Below are 19,633 nucleotides of genomic sequence, written 5' to 3' on the forward strand. Positions count from 1 at the left end.
CCCCCGCCACCGCCGTTTGTTAAATCACCACCGCGATTTACATCAACAAGCCCCACGCTGACCAGTTGGAACGGCTAGCGCGGGGCTTGGTATAATCCGGTGAACGTACCCAGCGTTATTCAGGTACGTAGCTCAGCAGTTGCCCCCCGGCTAAGAAATAAAGCCTATTGCCTAACCCCACACCATAGCTCAGATTCTGCGGCGAGTTCATTACTAACTTCCATTCATTGGGCGTTGGCGTAAACGAGATCAGCGAACCATTGAGGCCACCACCCTCACGAAAATTACCAATAATATACGCTCTATTATTGTGTACGAAAGCCTGCGATGCATTTGTCAGGTTAATGTCGGCAGTGGGCGTGGTGATGCGTTCCTCCAACGCTAAGTCAAGCCCTTTGCCATCAACCGTTTCCGTAGCCCTGAACGCCCATATGTCGCGGGCGATTCTGTCAGATATAATGCCTGGTCCCGCACGTAGCTTCTCGCCTCCACCTGTGTAAACACGATTGTTAAGCACAAAGCCAAACCCTCCTTGACGGAATACGCTGAAATAACGGTAGTTGTCATCATTGGCGTAGGGGATCGGCACTGTTGGCGTGATCGTCACCGTGCTTCGCCCCCAGCCAAGGCCATCGGTGTATGAGAAAGGCTCATTAGTGGTAGTTGTGGTGAGGCTCGATTGGCGATAGGTGCCGAACAGCAGCGTTCCCTTATTACCATATGTGAAGGTAGTAGCCCCCGTCAGACGAGCGAAATCTAGAAAACGATACTCGGGCGACTCAACCTGCTGCCATCTATCCGTAGTCGGGTCATACTGGTAAACATTCGGATTATACTTTTCAATACCCGTCACGTCCTCCGTTCCTGTCAGCGTACCTAAGGCAGCATATAACTTGTTGTTAACCACAAAAAAGTTGCTACTAGTAAGCGGTTCGCCCGGCAGATCTGCTTGCTGGGTAATCGCACCCGTACGCGGATCGATGGACACCAGACGTTTGAAACCTCGTCTGGTTGGGTCTGCTGCGCTCGGTGCTGCCTGTCCGGCATACAGTTTACCATTGAGCGTTACGAGAAAATAGCCAATATCCGGAGCGGAGCCGAGCGTTTGCCAGCTACCAGGCTGAGCAGCCGGGTCCTGAATGTGATCGCAGCCAGTTAGTAGCAGCGAGATAGTCAATACAAAAAAAAGTGAACGATAAATCATAACGTACCTGAGTTTAGGGCTTCATCCGGTAACGTCAGGATAGGTAAGTCACTCAAAGGCACATAATCTAGGTTTGTGTTTACCGAGTATAGTTGTCCGGTCTACTCTTGTTTCTTCTGGTACTGATTCGCGCGTTTATTTTGGGCGGCCAGCGTGGCCGTTTCCATAATGCGGTTCTGGCGGGTTTCGGGTCGTTTGGCATTGAGAATCCATTGCAGAATGCCCTGCTTTGCCGATTTAGGAAAAGCAGCAAAATGAACATCGGCGGGTGGATTCTCGGCCAATGCAACCTGAAGATCGTCGGGGATGATCAGCGCATCAACGGGGTTCAGCGCGTCCCACGTACCAGTTCGCTGAGCCAATTCAATCATTTTCAGCCCGGCGGGTGTCATCAGGCCTTCGTCGAGCAGTCGGGCCACCCGCGTTTTGTTCAGCGCACTCCAGTTACTTTTGGGCTTACGGGGCGAGTAATAGAGCATCGACCGGCCCTCGTCGTATTTGCTTGGTTTGCTGTCGATCCAACCGAAACACAAGGCTTCTTCCACCGCCTCGGCGTAGCTAAGCCGGGCCTTACCCGTGGCTGTCTTGTTGGTCAGTAACCACACGCCTTTCGCGCTTGTGTGGTTGGCCGCCAGCCAGTGGCGCCATAGCGCACGGTCATTGATCTCAACGATCTGAACACCATCTATATGGACCATAAGTGATTCGGTTTACTCCCTCAGCAAGTTCCTGACAACGTACCGGAAAAACAAAAAGGCAGCCTCTTTACAGAGACTGCCTTTGGGCAAACCTTATAGGTTTTGGACGGGGGCGCCCAGCCCTATAGGTTTTAATAATTACGCCGCCAGTACGGCTTCGGCCAGTACCAGTACGCGGTTCCGCAGCACTTCGACCACGCCACCGTCGACCGTGAGCGTTTGCTGTCCACTTGCCGTAACGATCGTCACCGGCCCACGATCCAGCGTGCTCACCAAGGGAGCATGGCCGTTTAGCACCTGAAATTGCCCTTCCGAGCCCGGAAACGTTACCGATGACGCCTCGCCAGAGAAAACCGACCGGTCGGGCGTTATGATGTCGAGTTGCATAGCTAATGAATAATGTACAGTGAATAATGTACAATGACCACTCGTATAGGCGCACTACTCAGTAGCGACAACCATTATACATTGTTCATTGTACATTATTCATTCAGTTCTACTGTCCTGCTTCTTTGATCAGGCGCTCACCTTTCACGACGGCGTCTTCGATGGTGCCGACCAGGTTAAACGCCGCTTCGGGCAGGTGGTCATATTTACCGTCGATGATCTCGTTGAAGCCTTTGATGGTGTCTTCGATGCTCACCAGTACGCCTTTCAGGCCGGTAAACTGCTCGGCCACGAAGAACGGCTGCGACAGGAAGCGCTGCACCCGGCGGGCACGGCTTACAACCAGTTTGTCGTCTTCCGACAGTTCTTCCAGACCCAGGATGGCGATGATATCCTGCAATTCTTTGTAGCGTTGCAGAATCTCTTTCACCCGCTGAGCGGTACCATAGTGCGCGTCGCCCAGTACCTCGGCGCTCAGAATCCGTGAGGTCGAGTCGAGGGGGTCAACGGCGGGGTAGATACCCAACTCGGCTACTTTCCGGCTCAATACCGTGGTGGCATCAAGGTGAGCAAAGGTCGTAGCCGGGGCGGGGTCAGTCAAGTCATCGGCAGGTACGTATACAGCCTGTACCGACGTGATCGAACCACGCTTGGTTGAGGTGATCCGCTCCTGCATGGCACCCATTTCGGTGGCCAGCGTGGGCTGATACCCTACGGCCGACGGCATCCGGCCAAGCAGCGCGGATACTTCGGAACCCGCCTGCGTGAAGCGGAAGATGTTGTCGATAAAGAACAGGATATCACGACCCTGCCCTTCGCCGTCGCCATCGCGGAAGTACTCAGCCACCGTCAGACCCGACAGGGCTACGCGGGCACGGGCTCCCGGCGGTTCGTTCATCTGACCGAACACGAAGGTTGCCTGCGACTTTTTCAGTTCATCGTAATCTACTTTGGTGAGGTCCCAGCCGCCTTCTTCCATGCTGTGCTTGAACGCATCACCGTATTTGATGATACCGGCTTCGATCATCTCGCGCATGAGGTCGTTCCCTTCACGGGTACGTTCGCCCACACCCGCAAACACCGACAGACCTTCGTAGGCTTTGGCGATGTTGTTGATGAGTTCCTGAATTAATACGGTTTTGCCCACACCAGCACCACCGAACAGACCGATCTTACCCCCCTTTACGTAAGGAGCCAGCAGGTCAATTACTTTGATACCCGTGTAGAGTACTTCGGTTGACGTAGCCAGGTCTTCAAAGCGGGGAGCCGCCCGGTGGATCGACGACCGCTTTTCGTTAGGCAGCGAGCCCAGACCGTCGATGGCTTCGCCTACTACGTTGAACAGACGGCCTTTGATGGCGTCACCGATGGGCATGGTGATGGGACCGCCGAGGTCAGTCACCTCCATACCCCGCTGCAACCCTTCGGTCGAGTCCATGGCGATGGCGCGAACGCGATCTTCGCCCAGGTGCTGCTGGCACTCCAGAATAACGACCTGACCATCGGGCCGGGTTACTTTCAGGGCATCGAGGATGGCCGGAATGCGAGACCCTTCGGCCTCGAAACTCACGTCCACAACCGGGCCGATCACCTGCGTAATCTTACCCGTATTGACTGCCGTTTCCGTAATCATTTGTTTATGACGTTCTTAAAATTGAAGCTATACTATCAGGCCGCAAAAGTAGGAATAAACAGGCTAAAACACAACTCGCTTTTAATCCTTTTTGGCCACCTTGCCGCGCCGAATGAATTGTCTGCAAGGTTTTTACGCCAAACAGCCGCCCAGGTGGCATTAAATCATTTTTGGACAAAACGTAGAGACCGGTACGCCGGTGCGCCAATCCTCCGCGTCTGGTCGTGCGCCCGCAACAGGCATCAACCCGCTGCCTCCTGGTAACCCTGCATGATTTGTTGCCAGCGCCTGAAAGACGCAAGGCATCGCGCCGCTACCTTTGCGGTATGGGAATTCGTTCAGTCTTCAGTAAACCACTGGCCCGTTGGGTACGTATGCGGCAGCAGGCGTGGCGCGAGCAACCCGGTGAGGCTCAGCAGCGTTGGCTACAACACCTGATCAAACGCGCCGCCACGACCCAGTTCGGCCGCGACCACCATTTTGCCGACATCCGCACCGCCGCCGATTTCCGACAGGCGGTGCCCATCCGGGATTATGAGGCGCTGAAGCCCTACATCGAACGCGTTACCGACGGGCAACCTGATATTTTGTGGCCCGGCAAACCAGCTTATTTCGCCAAGACATCGGGCACCACGTCGGGGACGAAATACATCCCGCTTACGGCCGAGTCGCTGCCCAACCACATCAACTCGGCCCGTGATGCGCTGCTGTGTTATGTGGAAGAAACCGGCAATTCGGCGTTTCTGGACAAGAAACTCATCTTCCTCTCGGGCAGTCCCGAACTCGATCAGAAAGCGGGTATCTACACCGGGCGGCTATCGGGCATCGTCAATCACCACGTCCCGGCCTACCTACGTTCCAATCAGCTCCCTTCTTACGACACCAACACCATCGACGACTGGGAAACTAAACTCGACCGCATCATCGACGAAACCATTGATCAGCCGATGTCGCTGATTTCGGGGATTCCGCCCTGGGTGCAGATGTACTTCGACCGGATTCAGGCGCGCACCGGCAAAGCCATCAAAGATGTGTTTCCCGATTTTTCGGTCTTCGTGTACGGCGGCGTCAACTTCGAACCGTACCGCGCCCGGCTGTTTGAGAGCATCAGCAAGCGCATCGACAGCATCGAAACGTACCCAGCCTCGGAGGGATTCATCGCCTATCAGGATACGCAGGACGCCGAAGGACTGCTGCTGCTGGCCGACAGCGGCATTTTCTTTGAGTTCGTGCCTGCCGACGAATATTTCTCGGAAAACCCGCGCCGCCTGACCATCGACGAGGTGGAACTGGGGAAAAATTACGCCGTGATCATCAACAACAACGCCGGCCTGTGGGGCTACTCGCTGGGCGACACGGTGAAGTTTGTGAGCTGTAACCCGCACCGCCTGCTCGTAACTGGGCGGATCAAGCATTTTATCTCGGCCTTTGGCGAACACGTCATCGGCGAAGAAGTCGAGAAGGCGCTCCAATACGCCATGCAGCAGCAGCCCGGCACCGAAGTCGTCGAGTTTACGGTGGCCCCAATGGTATCGCCCACCGAAGGCCTACCCTACCATGAATGGCTGATCGAGTTTGCTCAGCCGCCCAGAGATGCGGTCCGTTTCGCCACCGATCTCAACACGCGCCTGGCGGAGTTGAACGTGTATTACGAAGACCTGATGACGGGCGCCATTCTGCGCCCGCTTGTGCTCACCCCCCTGCCACGCGGCGCGTTCCAGCAGTTTATGAAAAGCCAGGGCAAGCTGGGTGGGCAGAATAAAGTCCCCCGCCTCAGCAACGACCGCGCGCTGGCCGACGGGCTATTGGCAATCCAGCCGAGCTAATCGACTGGCGATCAATAGCCGTAATCTTTGATCGGCTTAATGTCGTAATAAGCGCGAATCTCTTCGATGGGGGGCGTTTTGAGGGGCCGGACCACGCGGAATCCGCAGAACGAGGCCGAGGTCATCCACCAGTCCGATTTGGGACTTTGCGGGTCGATCACCTTCCAGGCCGGGTCAGAGGGCGTGCGGGCAGCCGAGCGCAGAATGGCCGGGTCGTCGTCCCACGAGCCACCACGTACGCTGTTGGGGTACAGCTTGGTGCGGGGCGCGTACGCCTCGTTGACAGTCCCTTTCGCCACTTTGGCGTAATAATCGGCCACGTATTCATCCTGAGTCCACTCCATCACGTTGCCATGCATATCGTGCAGGCCGAATTTGTTCGGCTTTTTGGTGCCGATCTTTTTGTAGCTACCAGCGCTATTACCCTTATAAACAGCATATTGCCCCAGCAGCTTCATGTCGGCCCCAAAGGAATAAGGCGTAGTGCTCCCCGCCCGGCAGGCATATTCCCATTCAGCCTCGGTGGGCAATCGGTAAAACAGTCCCGTCTTGTCGTAGAGCCAGGCACAAAACTTGACCGCGGCGTAGTGCGTCATGTTGATGGCCGGATAGCCCGACCGCCCCATGCCGAACGACATATCCACATAGGATGGACTCGGCCGGGTAGTGGCATCGGTTTTGCTCAGGTCTGCCCCGTCGGGGTAGCGGGCCGCCATCGCTTTCTCGATGGTTTTGGTGGTAAACAAATCGTAGATGTCCCAGACCACTTCGAACTTGCCCATCCAGAACGGTTCGATCGTCACCTTATGCTGCGGTCCTTCATCGGCTTTCCGGCCTTTCTCGGTGGCGGGGCTACCCATCAGGTACGTGCCGCCGGGGATAGCTACCATCGGGTACGTCTGGTTGCTACCGGTGATGATTTGGGTATACGACGCAAAATCGGTCGATTGAGCGGTTACCTGTTGAAGGGTCAGTGTATAAAAGAAGAAAGCGAAAAGGCGTTTCATGCGGCAATGATTATCGGACACTAGTTCGTTGAGGGAAGACACGGCACAGGCTGAATTACCTCATCGAACGGACACTACGCTAATTTTGCTTATTTAATTACAATTTATTAACAGAATAATTGTATTATTAGCATAAATTGCGCCTATTCACATCCAACCAACTAAGGCTATGGCAAAATGTGTTTTTCTTGACCGAGACGGGGTCCTCAATGAAGACCGTACCGACTACGTGTATCGGGTCGAGGATTTTGTTATACCCGATGGCGTAGTCGAAGGGCTGCGGCAGTTGAAAGCGGCTGGCTATCTGCTCATTGTCATTACCAATCAAGCAGGCATTGCCAAGGGCCTCTATACCCGCGACGACGTGATGCGCTGCCACAACTACCTGCAGGAACAGTGCGGCCACCTCATCGACGACATCTATTACAGCCCCCACCATCCCGACTACGACACGCGCTCGCTCACCCGCAAGCCCGATTCGCTGCTGCTCGAAAAAGCGATTGCCAAGTATAATATCGACGTTAATCAGTCGTGGATGATCGGCGACGCCCCGCGTGATATGTATGCCGGCAAGCGCGTCGGGGTTCGTACTGTGCATGTGCGGCACACGCCCACTCAACCCGCCGTTGGCGATTGGGAAGCGCAAAGCCTGCTCGACGCGTCGAAGCGCGTGGTGGATACGGCATCGTAGAGCCCAAACCGTGCACGGTCTGCCTGCCGCTGCGGGCTCTACGGATTCCCTATTCCTGCTCCAACTTATCCACTAGCCGGTTGAATTCGGCTACGTATTCGTCGTAATAAGCGCCGGTGCCGGGGCCTGAGAAGCCGGTATGGATGTGGCGCACCTGCCCTTTTTTATCCAGAAAAATTGTCGTCGGGAAGGCCACCACCCGGTTGAGGGCCGGTAAGGCTTTTGACGCTTCGGCCTTGTCGTTGGTGCCAGCCAGCAAAACGGGGTACGTCACCCCGAACCGCTCGGCCATCCGCTTGATTTTCGGCCCCGACTCCGTCAGATCAGCCGTTTTTTCAAACGCCAGCCCAACCACTTCAACCTTTCGGCTGCGATTCTTGGCGTACCAAGGCGCCAGGAATCGGGTTTCGTCCATGCAGTTAGGGCACCACGTACCCAGAATCTGCACCACGGTCACCTTACCCTTGAAGCGGGGGTCGTTCAGCGACAGAATCTTACCCTGCGCATCGGGAAACGTAAACATAAAGGCCTGACCCGGTTTCACAAACGTCAGTTTGCCCGGATCGGGCAGGGCGGCATTGGGTTCAAGGCGAGCCGTCCAGGTTTCGCGGTAGGTTGGCCCCGAATGAAACACGCCCGTCATGGTCTGCTCGGCACTGGCCTGGGGCTTCGTCAATTTGGCTTTGAACAGAAACGCATGCGTGCCATCGAAACACGACAAAAACAGGCTGTCGCCAAAGACGTTGCCGGCCAGATAGCGGTAATCGCCGGTGGGTGTCAGGAACGTACCTGACACGGTGCCGTTCTGCTGCGAAAACACCCCCACGGCAATGGTGGTATCGCCCTCGGTAGCCCGGAAGAGCGTCTGCCATTTGCCCGTCACGGTTCGCGACGCCGACTGCCCCGCCGACGTACCTGAGCGCGGCGCAAACCGAAAAGCCTGCCCAAACTGCGCCGTAAACGGCACGATCTGGTACTGATTGCCGGTGCGGCGTTTCCGCCAGACGCCCGTCATCCGGTCACCGTTTACGCGACCCACCAGTTCCGATTCAAACACCAACATGGGGATGTGGAGCGAATCGTTCTGAACGTAGGCCTCGTCCATAGCCAGCCGTTCGGTGCCGTTGATGGCATGAACCGTGTATCGGCCCGCCTCCGCGGCGGGTTGAATGTCGAGCCCAAAGGGCAACTCGCCGCCACTGGTTTGCAGCGTGGCGCGCCAGGTGCCGGTTTTCAGCGCTGGAGCCGACTGGCAATTCACCAAAAGAGGCACAAGAAAGAAAAACGTCAGGTAGCTGAATCGGAAAGTCATGCGTCGATGGCGGTGGCACAGAGCCGTTTTGCAGTTCGGAATAGCAACGCAGAAAGGCCATTCGCTCGTTCCTGCCCCTGCTGATCGGAAATCGATTAAACCTTGCCGACCTGTAACTGTCCTTAGTCATCAATCATACTGTTAACGAATCATTTATGAAAACGATAGCTACTTTGCTGCTGCTGACCATTTGTCTGGGTTGTGCAACGACCCGATTCAACACCAATACGGATCGCGGTACGTTGCCTGAGTTTAGCCGGATTTTGGTGGTATCGAAAGTGCCGCTACAGAAGCGGGACTATATTTTCCAGTACCTCACCGCTTTCCCGATCGAGTACGAAGTCTGCGCCATTGAAGCCAGCGTATTGGCGTTCGGCAACCCAGATTCTCTGGTTCGGGAAAAGATAAAGCAGTGTGACAGTCAGGTTATGCTGACCATCCAGCCTTATAATGACTTTGTATCGGGTACGGGGAAATATGCCACGGGGTACAGCGAATTTCTAGTTGAGATGACCGACCTCGCCACGAACAAACCCTTCTGGAAGTCGATTGCCGTCACTGCCGGAGGCAGTTGGCCCAACGTTGGGGAAACGGTAAGGCAACTTCGTCGGGACGGCGTCATTACGGGCAGTCTACGAGCAGCGGACGTGATGACACCGGCCTCACGCTAATTTCCGTTCGCCATTCGGCCAGTTTCGTTAAGTTTGTGTAGGGCTTTTGTTGCCCACCCTGCCCACAAATGACGACGGACTACCACCAGCCCGTGATGCTGGCTGAATGTATAGACGGCCTTGCGCTGAAACCCAACGGCATCTACGTCGACGTGACGTTTGGTGGCGGCGGACACAGCCGGGCTATTCTCGATGAACTGGGCCCCGGCGCCCGCCTCCTGGCTTTCGATCAGGACCCCGATGCGCGCGCCAATGCCGCTGCCCTTAACGATCCCCGCCTGACCTTCATTGCGGCTAATTTCCGCAACCTCAAACGGTATCTGCGCTTGTATGGCGTGAAACAGGTCGACGGCATCTTGGCCGATCTGGGTATTTCGTCGCACCAGATCGACACGCCCGAACGCGGTTTCTCGACCCGCTTCGAGGCCGACCTCGACATGCGCATGAACCAGCAGGGCGACCTCACGGCGCGGCAGGTGGTGAACACGTACCCAGAGGCTGATCTGCACCGGATTCTGGGCATGTATGGCGAACTGACCAACGCCCGCACGGCTGCCAATGCCATCACGTCGGCCCGCGCCAATCAGCCACTCAACACAATCAACGACCTTAAAGAAGCCCTCAAACGCTGTGCGCCACGGGGCAAGGAGAACAAGTATTTCGCGCAGGTCTTCCAGGCGCTTCGCATTGAAGTCAACGATGAGTTGAAAGTGCTGGAAGAGTTTTTGGAACAAGTGCCCGACCTGCTAGCGCCCAATGGCCGACTGGTGGTGATGAGCTACCACTCGCTCGAAGACCGGCTGGTGAAGAACTTCATCAACAAAGGCAAATTTTCGGGTGAGGTCGAGAAAGACCTATTTGGCAACGAGATCAAACCGCTGCACGGCGTTACGCGCAAACCCATCGAGGCCACGCCCGACGAAATTACCCGCAACCCCCGCGCCCGCAGCGCCAAGCTGAGAATAGCGGAAAAAGCGGAGGACGGAGGAAAGCGAAAGGAATAGCCCTTTCTCGCCTTCTTTCATTCTCCTCCCTTTCCTTCATCCCCCTTCCTATGGCCCTCAACACCTTCAAACACCAGCCGCCGCCCAAGCCGGTGCGCCGCAAACGGAAGCCCAACCGCATTGCCACGTGGATCAATGAGGTGATTGGTTTCGACCGGCTGTTCGGCTCCGATAATGCCTGGCCGATTCGTAACATCAACCGCATTTTGTGGGTGACGTTGCTGCTGATGCTCTACATCGGCCTGAACCACAACGCCGAACGACTGGTACGGCGCATCCACCGCACCCGCACCGATGTCGACGAGTTGCGCGCGCAGGCGACCACGCTCGAAGCCGATCTGGCCCGTAGCAGCAAACAATCGGAAATCAGCAAACGCGTCTACGCCGACAGCCTCGTCGACAGCCAAACGCCACCTATCAAATTAATTGTGAATGAGTAATTTCAAATGAATGATGTATGATGAATAATGTACAATGAATGGGCTATGAGTCAATCCGTTCGGCTAGCAAACCCAGTATACATTGTTCATTATACATTATTCATTCTCCACCCTCTCCCATGAACATCAAAGAAGAATTCCTGAACCGATCGCGGCACGCCTTCTTTGCACTGGTGTTGCTGGGCGTAGCGATCCTGGGTCGGCTGGTATACATGCAATACTTTGCCACCTTCAAGAAGAAGGGCGAAACAGAAGCCAAACTCTGGAGCCAGCGCATCGAAGGCTTTCAGATCCGGCAGGATACGTTGCGGGCCAAACGGGGCGACATCTACGCCCGCGATGGTAGTCTGCTGGCAACCTCGCTCCCAACCTACGAAGTGGGCATCGACCCGCGTGTGGCCAAGGAAGACTATTTCAACGCCAAAGTCGATTCGCTGGGGCTGGTGATGTCGGCCATTTTTCGGGACAAATCGGCCCGCGAATACACCAGTCTGGTGCGGGCCGCGCGCCAATCGGGCCGAAAATACCTGCTGCTCAACCGGCGGCGGGTGTCGTTTCAGGAGCGGCAGGAGCTGTTGAAATGGCCTTTTTTCCGAAAAACCAAAAAGCTGTCGGCGCGGGGCGGTGGGCTGCGGGCCTATTACGAGCGCTACCACCCCTACGGGCAGATGGCCTTGCGAACGGTGGGCGACCTGAACCCGAAAAACGGACAGGGGCAAATGGGCCTCGAGGCCTCATTCCAGACCGCGCTGGCCGGTAAAAACGCCGTTGGGCTGGTCGAAGTACTGGCTGGCGGCGTGAAGAAGCCCGTCGACGATGGCCCCGACATGAAACCCGAACCCGGCCTCGACCTGTACACGACGATCGACGTCAATTTTCAGGACATTGCCGAAACCGCGCTGAAAGGCGCGTTGGAGCGCTACAACGCCGACCGGGGCAGCGTAATCGTGATGGAGGTACAGACGGGCGAAATCCGGGCGTTGGCCAACCTCACCCGGCAAAACGGTGGGTACGTCGAAAACTTCAACCACGCGCTGGCGGGCCGCACCGATCCGGGTAGCACTTTCAAGCTGGCGACCATGATGGCCCTGCTGGAAGAAAAAGCCATCTGGCCCGGCAAGATGATTCACACCGGCGACCGGGCCGTGCGCTACCACGGCGTTGAAGTGGCCGACTCGAAAGGCGGCGCGTCAGGCAGCATTACGGCACAGCAGGTGTTTGAAAAGTCATCGAACGTGGGCATCCACATGATGATGGCGAGCTACTTCTACAGCCGTCCCGACCTGTATTGTCGCTACCTGCGGCAGTTCCGGCTCAACAAACCCACGGGCATCCACATGCGCGGCGAGGCGCCCCCCGTTATGCGCAACCCCGACATGAAAGGCTGGAGCAAAACGTCGCTCACCTTCATGTCGTACGGCTACGAAATGCAGCTGACGCCCCTGCAAATGCTGACGTTCTACAACGCGGTGGCCAACGATGGGCGCTGGGTACGTCCGATGCTGGTGAAACAGGTGAAACTGGCCGGTGAAGTCATCGAAGAGACCGCGCCCTATGTAGCGCCCGAACCGATTGCCAAACCCGAGACGATCCGGCTGGTGAAAAACATGCTTGAAGGGGTTGTTGACCACGGCACGGCCCGCAACATCCGAAACCCCAATTACAAGATCGCGGGGAAGACCGGCACCGCGCAGAAAATCGTCAACGGGCTTTACCAAAAAGGGCGGTACTATACGTCATTCATTGGCTATTTCCCCGCCGACCACCCCAAATACACGATCCTGACGATGGTGGATAACCCGCACGGCGAAAACGTCAATCTGCTCTATGCGGGTAGCGTGTCGGCCCCCGTCTTTAAAGAAGTGGCCGACCGGATTTACAGCTACGACATCGACATCCACGCGCCCATGCGCCCGCGCCGTGCCGAGCGCCCCGCCCGGTTCAGCCCGCAACTGGCCAATGCCGGGTATGCCGAAGACCTCCACACGATCAGCACCGAACTGAACCTCGACAGTCAGCCCGCCGCCGAAGGCTGGGTACGTCGGCGCGAGGGGGGTAGCTGGCAGAGCGTACCGGCGCGGAAAGACCGCATCCCCGACGTACGCGGCCTCACCCTGCGCGACGCCCTGCCCCTGCTCGAAAACCGGGGGCTGCGCGTAGCCGTGCAGGGCCGGGGCAAAGTACAGGAGCAATCGCTTGAGCCAGGCATCGCACTCGCCAACAACCGGCAGATCGTACTGACGTTACAGTAAGGCCTGACGCAATCGATCTTGCCGATAAAGCCGTAATTTTGGTTTATGGAAACGCCATCACCCGCTATTGACCAGCTAGAGCACTTACCCGGGCACATTCGCGATACACTCGCGAAGGTCCGGCAAGAGTTAATAGCCTTTTACGGTGATCAACTTAAGCGAATTATTCTGTTTGGATCGTATGCTCGGGGTGATTTTCATGAGGACTCTGACCTCGACATTATGCCCGTTGTGAGTGGGACATCAGTACTGGACCTCAAAAAGGAAGGCCTCTTCCAGCTAGCTTACCGGCACTTTGAGCAAGACCGCATTCGCGTTTCGTTTGTGCCATCGTTGATGAGCCAATTTGTCGAAGCAGAAACCTTCCTGCTCATGTTTGTTCACAAAGACGGTATTGACCTGTGAAGGAACGTGTAGCCCGATGGCTGGCCAAAGCGGATGATAGTTTAGAATCTGCTCAACTGCTCCTCAATAAAGCTCATATAGCAGGCGCTGTCAACCGGGCCTATTACGCCATGTTCGACGCTTTCCGTACGCTTCTGTTTGTTGAGAGCGTGTTTACTAATTTTGGTTGAGTAATACCCCACTACAGCCCTGTTCAGTACTTGCGTATTTTATTGAATGACGAATCCAACTCCTAAACGCCGACTGGCCATTCTGGGCTCGACAGGCTCCATTGGCACCCAGGCGATCGAGGTCGTACAGGCCCACCCTGATCAGTTTTCGGTGGAAGTCCTGACGGCCAACCACAACGCCGACCTCCTGATTGAACAGGCCCGGCTGGTGCAACCCAACGTGGTGGTCATCTGCGACGAAACCCGCTACGACACCGTTTTTTCGGCCCTCGACCCGCTGGGCATCAAAGTCTACGCCGGCCTCAACTCCATTGCCTCTGTCGTGCAGATGGACAGCGTCGATATGGTGCTGACGGCGATGGTCGGCTATGCGGGTCTGCTGCCCACTATTAAGGCCATCGAAGCGGGCAAACCCATTGCGCTGGCCAACAAAGAAACGTTGGTGGTAGCGGGCGAACTCATCACCCGGCTGGCAGCCCAACGCGGCGTCAATATATACCCCGTCGATTCAGAGCATTCGGCCATTTTTCAGTGCCTGGTGGGTGAGTTTCACAATCCCATTGAGAAGATTATCCTGACGGCGTCGGGTGGGCCGTTCCGGGGCAAAGACCGGACGTACCTGGAAACTGTCACGAAGGCACAGGCGCTGAAACACCCCAACTGGAGCATGGGCGCCAAAATCACCATCGATTCGGCTACGCTGATGAACAAGGGGCTGGAGGTCATCGAGGCTAAATGGCTGTTCAACCTGCGGCCCGATCAGATCGAGGTGGTGGTGCATCCGCAAAGCATTATTCATTCGCTGGTGCAGTTTGAAGACGGTAGCCTCAAGGCACAGCTGGGCCTGCCCGACATGAAGCTGCCTATTCAATTTGCACTTGGTTACCCCAATCGGCTAAAATCCGACTTCCCACGTTTTAACTTTGCCAATTATTCGTCGCTAACCTTCGAGCAGCCCGACCTGGGTACGTTCCGTAACCTGCAACTGGCGTTTGATGCGCTGGAACGGGGCGGTAACATGCCCTGCATCATCAACGCCGCCAACGAAGTGGCGGTTGATGCCTTCCTGCACGACCGGGTTAGCTTTCTGGGTATCTCCGATGTTATCGAGGCCGCGATGCAGCAGGTCTCGTTTGTGGCTAACCCCACGTACGACGACTACGTGGCCACCGACAAAGAAACCCGCCGGCTAGCGACCGAAAAACTTGGGAGTTTTGTTTAAAAAATAGCGTTTGGTAGCTGGTAACTGGCAAGTTTGCCGCATCAAACGGGAGACGTCAACCGTCAAACGGATTTCATGGAAATAGCAATTATGGTTGGTCAGCTGTTGCTGGCCCTTTCAATTTTGGTTGGTCTGCATGAGTTGGGCCACTTATTGGCAGCGCGTCTGTTCGGGATGCGCGTTGAACAGTATTTCATCGGGTTCCCGCCCAAGGTGGTCAGCATCCGGCGGGGCGAGACCGAATATGGCCTCGGTGCCATTCCGCTGGGTGGCTTCGTGAAAATTTCGGGCATGATCGACGAATCGCTCGACACGGACCAGATGAATCAGCCGCCTAAACCCTACGAGTTTCGGGCCAAACCCGCCTGGCAGCGTTTGGTGGTGATGATGGGCGGTATCATCGTCAACATCATTACGGGTATCACCATTTTTGTGGCGCTGATTTACAGCCTCGGCAGCACCTACATCTCGACCCGCGACGCCAAATACGGCATTGTGGCCCTCGAATACGGGCAGCAGATCGGCTTAAAAACCGGTGACCGGATCGTCGAAATCAACGGAAAATCATTCGACAACATCGCCGAGGTAACCAGCCCCGACGTGCTGCTCGGCCACAACAGCTATTACACCGTCGAGCGACCTAACGCCTCAGGTACGTTGGAACGGGTGCGCGTCGACGTACCCAACAACATGGCTGAGCGCTTTTCGAGCAAAGAGGCGGCCAGTCAGTTCATCGCCCCTATTTTCCCTTTCTCGGTATCTGAAGTACAGCCCGGCTCCCCCGCCGACAAGGCAGGCCTGAAAGCCGGTGACCGCATCACGAGCGTCAACGATCAGCCTACGGCCTTCTTCCATGAAGTGCAGCAGGGTATTCGGGCCAACAAGGGCAAAGTGATTACGCTGGGCATTCAGCGGGGCAATCAGTCGCTGACGATTCGGCCGATGGTTTCGCCGGAGGGTACCATCGGTTTCTTCCAGAAATCGGAACTGAAAGAAACCCATGTTGACTACACGTTTGGCGAGGCGCTGAGTAAAGGCACCAAGCAGGCCTTCGGTGTGATCTACGATAATATCCGTGGGTTTGGCAAAATCTTCAAGGGCGAAGTGTCGGCTTCGAAGGCCATCAGCGGCCCCGTAGGCATTGCCAAAATGTTTGGCGGCGTGTGGGACTGGACGCGCTTCTGGTCGCTGGCGGGCCTGCTGTCGATGGCGCTGGCCTTCATGAACGCACTGCCCATTCCGGCACTCGACGGCGGGCATGCGACCATCCTGCTCTATGAGATGATCTCGGGCCGTAAGCCATCCGACAAGTTTGTGGAGGGTGCGCAGCGGGTAGGCATGGTGTTGTTGCTGGGCTTGATGGCCTACGCCTTCTTTATCGACATTTTCCTGAAGTAAACGTGAGCCGAAACGAGCAGAAACGACAGGGACAAACCTATCTGTCAGGGTTATTCTTTGGTGCAGCGGGCAGCGGCGACCATGGCTCAAGGCTTGCCAGCGTCATGGCCGGAGGCGCCCTGTGTTTTCTGCTCGTTTCACTGGTTGCCTTCGTCGCGCATCCGTTTCATACCAGCCTCACCCAGATTCAGTACGACGCCAAAAACCAGGCGTTTGAGGTGAGTTTCCGCGTTTTTACCGACGATTTGGAAACCGCTCTAACGAAAGAAAATAACGGGAATAAGATCCACTTACAGGATCAGAAACACGACCGTTTAATTGAAAAGTACATTCGTAAGCAGTTTATTATTGCCGACGCGCAGCGAAAGCCTAAGGTCTTAACGTACATTGGGTATGAGCCGGAAGGTGATGCCCAGTGGATTTATTTTGAACTACCGGGGCAATCACCCGACGGGCTGAAAAACGTGGTCATAAAGCATACGCTATTGATGGATTTGTTCGATGATCAAGTCAATTTGGTCAACCTGCAAAGCAGCCAGCAGAAGAAAACGATTGTCTTCCGAAACAATCAGCCCGTTCAGGCAGTATCGCTTTGACAAGCCCACGGCGTTTTCGCCCTAAGTGACCTTGTTACAGCCCGTTTAGCCAGCCAAAAGAGTTACGAATCCGCGTTCTGGCATGTTGCTTGTCCTGTATACCCCCTGCACTTCTCAACCATAAAGAAACCCACTGCGTGCACTTTTCACTGCCTTTTTGGCAGGATACATTATGATATTATCAAGTGATTTGGCTTCAGGTCTGTTTTTGGCAGATACAGATTTAGACAGTCTGGAAATGATTCCACTCGGTTCGCCCGACGGCGACGATCTGGATTACGAAATGCCCGAACATTTACCTATTCTGCCCGTTCGAAATACGGTTTTGTTTCCCGGAGTGGTGGTGCCTGTCACGGTTGGGCGGCAAAAATCAATCCGGCTGGTCAAGAAGGCTTATAAGGGTAACCGCATCATCGGGGTGGTGGCGCAGAATAATCAGCAGAAAGACGAGCCCACGCCCGACGATCTGTACCGCATCGGCACGGTCGCCTACATCATTAAGATGATCACCCTGCCCGATGGCAACATCACGATTATCATTCAGGGTAAAAAGCGGTTTGAAATTCAACGGATCGAGCAGGAAGACCCCTTCCTGACGGCAACGGTTCGTCAGATCGAAGACTCCTTCCCGAGCGCCCATAAAAAAGAAGGCAAAGCGCTGTTGCAGTCGCTGAAAGAAGCGGCCTACAAGATCCTGCGCCTCAACCCGGAGATTCCGCAGGAAGCCCGCATCGCGCTCGACAACATCGAAAGCCCAATCTTCCTGCTGCATTTCCTGTCGTCGAACATCAACGCCGAAGTATCGGATAAGCAGCAGCTACTGGAAAAACTGGAAGGTGTTCAGCAGGCGCAATTGCTGCTCGAATATTACCTGAAGGAGGTGCAACTGCTGGAACTGAAACGCGAGATTCAGAGCAAAGCCAGCCTCGACCTCGATCAGCAGCAGCGCGACTACTACCTGCGGCAGCAGATGAAAGTGCTGCAGGATGAGCTGGGCATGGACAACCCCGATCGTGAGCTGGAGCAGATTCGGGTGCGGGCCAACCAGAAAAAGTGGCCGCAGGCCGTGCGCGAGCATTTCGAAAAAGAACTCAGCAAGCTGCAACGCAGTAACCCGATGGCCCCCGAGTATCCTGTCACGATGAACTACATCGAACTGATGGTCGATCTGCCCTGGGGTGAATACACGAAAGACAATTTTGACCTGAAACGCGCCCAGAAAATCCTCGACGGCGACCATTTTGGGTTGGAAAAAGTGAAGGAGCGGATCATCGAATACCTGGCCGTTCTTAAGCTGAAAAACGACATGAAAGCCCCCATCCTGTGCCTCTACGGGCCTCCGGGCGTAGGGAAAACATCGCTGGGCCGGTCGGTTGCCAAGGCGTTGGGCCGCAAATATTCGCGCATGGCCCTCGGCGGGGTGCACGACGAAGCCGAAATACGGGGTCACCGCAAGACCTACATCGGCGCCATGCCGGGCAAGATCGTGCAGAACATTCGCAAGTGCGGGGCCTCGAACCCGGTCTTTATTCTCGACGAGATCGACAAAGTGAGCAGCGACTTCCGGGGCGACCCGTCGTCGGCACTGCTGGAGGTGCTTGACCCCGAGCAGAACTCGACGTTTGTCGACAACTACCTCGACGTTGAGTTCGACTTGTCGAAATGCCTGTTCATCGCCACGGCCAACTCGCTCGACACCATCCACCCCGCCCTGCGCGACCGGATGGAGATCATCGACATTACGGGCTACACGGTGGAAGAGAAAGTGCAGATCGCCAAGAAGTACCTGATTCCGAAACAACGCCGCGAACACGGTTTGAAAACCAAGGATTTGCAGTTCGATGATAAGGCAGTGCTACGGATCATCGAAGGTTACACAAGGGAGTCGGGGGTGCGGAGCCTCGAACAGAAAATTGGTTCGCTCGTCCGTAAAATTGCTAAGTCGATCGCCCTGGAAGAGCCTTATCAGCATCAGGTACGTCCCGCCGACGTGACCAAGCTGCTCGGCCCCGAAATTTTCGATAAAGACCTGTATTCCGACGACGACATCGCCGGGATCGTGACGGGCCTGGCCTGGACACAGGTTGGCGGCGAGATTTTGCTCATCGAAAGCAGCCTCAGCCGGGGCAAAGGCGTGCTGACCCTGTCAGGGCAACTGGGCGACGTGATGAAAGAGTCGGCGATCACGGCTCTCTCCTATCTGAAAGCCCACGCCGACGACTTGGGCATCGATTACCGCATTTTCAACAACTACGACCTGCACGTACACGTACCGGCGGGCGCCGTGCCCAAAGATGGCCCCTCGGCGGGGATCACGATGGTCACGTCGATGGCGTCGATTTACACGCAACGGAAGGTTCGTCCCTTTGTGGCGATGACCGGCGAGGTAACCCTGCGCGGCAAAGTACTGCCGGTGGGTGGTATCAAAGAGAAAATTCTGGCGGCCAATCGGGCGGGCGTTCGTGAGATTATCCTTTGCTCGAAGAACCGCAAAGACATCGAGGAGATCAACCCGGCGTACGTGAAAGACCTGACGTTCCACTACGCCGATACGGTCGATCAGGTGCTGGCGATTTCGCTGTTGCCTAATCAGGTGAGCCGACCGCTGAAGTTTATCCTGCCCGAGGAAAAACCGGAGCCGGCGATGAGTCAGTCATAAGCACACTGTGTTATCACAAAAGCCCGCCTGGTTGTCCAGACGGGCTTTTGTGCACCAC

At 55.8% G+C, this 19,633-nt stretch carries 18 protein-coding genes; 12 read left to right on the forward strand and 6 right to left on the reverse strand.

The genetic code is table 11. The features are described 5' to 3' along the window. Positions 1-115: 115 nt before the first annotated feature. From FAES_RS27550 to atpD, 4 genes are all read right to left on the reverse strand, one after another. On the reverse strand, positions 116-1,204 hold the full coding sequence (locus FAES_RS27550; protein ID WP_015334494.1) for a Kelch repeat-containing protein: 1,089 nt from the start codon (positions 1,202-1,204) through the stop codon (positions 116-118). 101 nt (positions 1,205-1,305) lie between these two features. Then, positions 1,306-1,902 carry a YdeI/OmpD-associated family protein gene (locus FAES_RS27555; protein ID WP_015334495.1) on the reverse strand — a complete coding sequence of 199 codons (597 nt, stop codon included), beginning with the start codon at positions 1,900-1,902 and terminating at the stop codon, positions 1,306-1,308. Between the two features lie 138 nt (positions 1,903-2,040). Next, positions 2,041-2,289: an ATP synthase F1 subunit epsilon gene (atpC, locus tag FAES_RS27560; RefSeq protein ID WP_015334496.1), complete on the reverse strand. Its 249-nt coding sequence runs from the start codon at positions 2,287-2,289 to the stop codon at positions 2,041-2,043. Positions 2,290-2,398: 109 nt separating this feature from the next. Beyond that, entirely contained in the window at positions 2,399-3,922 is a 1,524-nt protein-coding gene (gene atpD / locus FAES_RS27565) for a F0F1 ATP synthase subunit beta (RefSeq protein ID WP_015334497.1), read from the reverse strand. A gap of 326 nt (positions 3,923-4,248) precedes the next feature. Between atpD and FAES_RS27570 the strand changes: the two genes are divergently transcribed. Next, positions 4,249-5,748: a GH3 auxin-responsive promoter family protein gene (locus tag FAES_RS27570; protein WP_041258443.1), complete on the forward strand. Its 1,500-nt coding sequence runs from the start codon at positions 4,249-4,251 to the stop codon at positions 5,746-5,748. A gap of 11 nt (positions 5,749-5,759) precedes the next feature. Here the strand turns inward: FAES_RS27570 and FAES_RS27575 are convergent, their stop codons facing one another. Beyond that, on the reverse strand, positions 5,760-6,755 hold the full coding sequence (locus FAES_RS27575) for a formylglycine-generating enzyme family protein (RefSeq protein WP_015334499.1): 996 nt from the start codon (positions 6,753-6,755) through the stop codon (positions 5,760-5,762). Between the two features lie 169 nt (positions 6,756-6,924). On the opposite strand from FAES_RS27575, the gene FAES_RS27580 reads away from it, so the two are divergent. Continuing rightward, the gene (locus FAES_RS27580; protein ID WP_015334500.1) at positions 6,925-7,446 is read left to right on the forward strand and encodes a D-glycero-alpha-D-manno-heptose-1,7-bisphosphate 7-phosphatase; all 522 of its coding nucleotides are present in this window, start codon (positions 6,925-6,927) and stop codon (positions 7,444-7,446) included. 49 nt (positions 7,447-7,495) lie between these two features. Here the strand turns inward: FAES_RS27580 and FAES_RS27585 are convergent, their stop codons facing one another. Beyond that, positions 7,496-8,758: a TlpA disulfide reductase family protein gene (locus FAES_RS27585; RefSeq protein ID WP_015334501.1), complete on the reverse strand. Its 1,263-nt coding sequence runs from the start codon at positions 8,756-8,758 to the stop codon at positions 7,496-7,498. A 155-nt stretch (positions 8,759-8,913) separates the two neighbouring features. Between FAES_RS27585 and FAES_RS27590 the strand changes: the two genes are divergently transcribed. The 10 genes from FAES_RS27590 to lon all read left to right on the forward strand — a co-directional run bounded on the left by FAES_RS27590 (position 8,914) and on the right by lon (position 19,575). After that, positions 8,914-9,429, forward strand: coding sequence for a hypothetical protein (locus FAES_RS27590; RefSeq protein ID WP_015334502.1), 516 nt, complete (start codon positions 8,914-8,916; stop codon positions 9,427-9,429). 68 nt (positions 9,430-9,497) lie between these two features. After that, positions 9,498-10,433, forward strand: a complete 936-nt coding sequence (gene rsmH, locus FAES_RS27595; RefSeq protein ID WP_015334503.1) for a 16S rRNA (cytosine(1402)-N(4))-methyltransferase RsmH — start codon at positions 9,498-9,500, stop codon at positions 10,431-10,433. 50 nt (positions 10,434-10,483) lie between these two features. Further along, positions 10,484-10,873 carry an FtsL-like putative cell division protein gene (locus FAES_RS27600; protein ID WP_015334504.1) on the forward strand — a complete coding sequence of 130 codons (390 nt, stop codon included), beginning with the start codon at positions 10,484-10,486 and terminating at the stop codon, positions 10,871-10,873. A 119-nt stretch (positions 10,874-10,992) separates the two neighbouring features. Continuing rightward, positions 10,993-13,125, forward strand: coding sequence for a PASTA domain-containing penicillin-binding protein (locus tag FAES_RS27605; RefSeq protein WP_041258444.1), 2,133 nt, complete (start codon positions 10,993-10,995; stop codon positions 13,123-13,125). Positions 13,126-13,170: 45 nt separating this feature from the next. After that, on the forward strand, positions 13,171-13,530 hold the full coding sequence (locus tag FAES_RS29375) for a nucleotidyltransferase family protein (protein ID WP_051054345.1): 360 nt from the start codon (positions 13,171-13,173) through the stop codon (positions 13,528-13,530). Then, the gene (locus FAES_RS30860) at positions 13,527-13,700 is read left to right on the forward strand and encodes a HEPN domain-containing protein (protein ID WP_083891514.1); all 174 of its coding nucleotides are present in this window, start codon (positions 13,527-13,529) and stop codon (positions 13,698-13,700) included. Before FAES_RS29375 ends, FAES_RS30860 begins: the two co-directional genes overlap by 4 nt. Before the next feature lie 46 nt (positions 13,701-13,746). Then, positions 13,747-14,922, forward strand: coding sequence for a 1-deoxy-D-xylulose-5-phosphate reductoisomerase (locus FAES_RS27615; RefSeq protein ID WP_015334506.1), 1,176 nt, complete (start codon positions 13,747-13,749; stop codon positions 14,920-14,922). A gap of 75 nt (positions 14,923-14,997) precedes the next feature. Beyond that, positions 14,998-16,320 (forward strand): RIP metalloprotease RseP, encoded by a 1,323-nt coding sequence (rseP, locus tag FAES_RS27620; RefSeq protein ID WP_015334507.1) that lies wholly within the window; start codon positions 14,998-15,000, stop codon positions 16,318-16,320. Positions 16,321-16,322: 2 nt separating this feature from the next. Continuing rightward, entirely contained in the window at positions 16,323-16,916 is a 594-nt protein-coding gene (locus tag FAES_RS27625) for a DUF6702 family protein (protein ID WP_229364550.1), read from the forward strand. A 172-nt stretch (positions 16,917-17,088) separates the two neighbouring features. Further along, a complete protein-coding gene (gene lon, locus FAES_RS27630) occupies positions 17,089-19,575 on the forward strand; it encodes an endopeptidase La (protein ID WP_015334509.1) in 2,487 nt (828 codons plus the stop codon). Positions 19,576-19,633: the final 58 nt, after the last annotated feature.

The organism is Fibrella aestuarina BUZ 2, assembly GCF_000331105.1.
Lineage (GTDB): Bacteria > Bacteroidota > Bacteroidia > Cytophagales > Spirosomataceae > Fibrella > Fibrella aestuarina.

Coding starts and splice junctions, on each gene's coding strand:
- FAES_RS27550 (WP_015334494.1), bottom strand. CDS start 1,204: ATGATTTATCGTTCACTTTTTTTTGTATTGACTATCTCGCTGCTACTA.
- FAES_RS27555 (WP_015334495.1), bottom strand. CDS start 1,902: ATGGTCCATATAGATGGTGTTCAGATCGTTGAGATCAATGACCGTGCG.
- atpC (WP_015334496.1), bottom strand. CDS start 2,289: ATGCAACTCGACATCATAACGCCCGACCGGTCGGTTTTCTCTGGCGAG.
- atpD (WP_015334497.1), bottom strand. CDS start 3,922: ATGATTACGGAAACGGCAGTCAATACGGGTAAGATTACGCAGGTGATC.
- FAES_RS27570 (WP_041258443.1), top strand. CDS start 4,249: ATGGGAATTCGTTCAGTCTTCAGTAAACCACTGGCCCGTTGGGTACGT.
- FAES_RS27575 (WP_015334499.1), bottom strand. CDS start 6,755: ATGAAACGCCTTTTCGCTTTCTTCTTTTATACACTGACCCTTCAACAG.
- FAES_RS27580 (WP_015334500.1), top strand. CDS start 6,925: ATGGCAAAATGTGTTTTTCTTGACCGAGACGGGGTCCTCAATGAAGAC.
- FAES_RS27585 (WP_015334501.1), bottom strand. CDS start 8,758: ATGACTTTCCGATTCAGCTACCTGACGTTTTTCTTTCTTGTGCCTCTT.
- FAES_RS27590 (WP_015334502.1), top strand. CDS start 8,914: ATGAAAACGATAGCTACTTTGCTGCTGCTGACCATTTGTCTGGGTTGT.
- rsmH (WP_015334503.1), top strand. CDS start 9,498: ATGACGACGGACTACCACCAGCCCGTGATGCTGGCTGAATGTATAGAC.
- FAES_RS27600 (WP_015334504.1), top strand. CDS start 10,484: ATGGCCCTCAACACCTTCAAACACCAGCCGCCGCCCAAGCCGGTGCGC.
- FAES_RS27605 (WP_041258444.1), top strand. CDS start 10,993: ATGAACATCAAAGAAGAATTCCTGAACCGATCGCGGCACGCCTTCTTT.
- FAES_RS29375 (WP_051054345.1), top strand. CDS start 13,171: ATGGAAACGCCATCACCCGCTATTGACCAGCTAGAGCACTTACCCGGG.
- FAES_RS27615 (WP_015334506.1), top strand. CDS start 13,747: ATGACGAATCCAACTCCTAAACGCCGACTGGCCATTCTGGGCTCGACA.
- rseP (WP_015334507.1), top strand. CDS start 14,998: ATGGAAATAGCAATTATGGTTGGTCAGCTGTTGCTGGCCCTTTCAATT.
- lon (WP_015334509.1), top strand. CDS start 17,089: ATGATATTATCAAGTGATTTGGCTTCAGGTCTGTTTTTGGCAGATACA.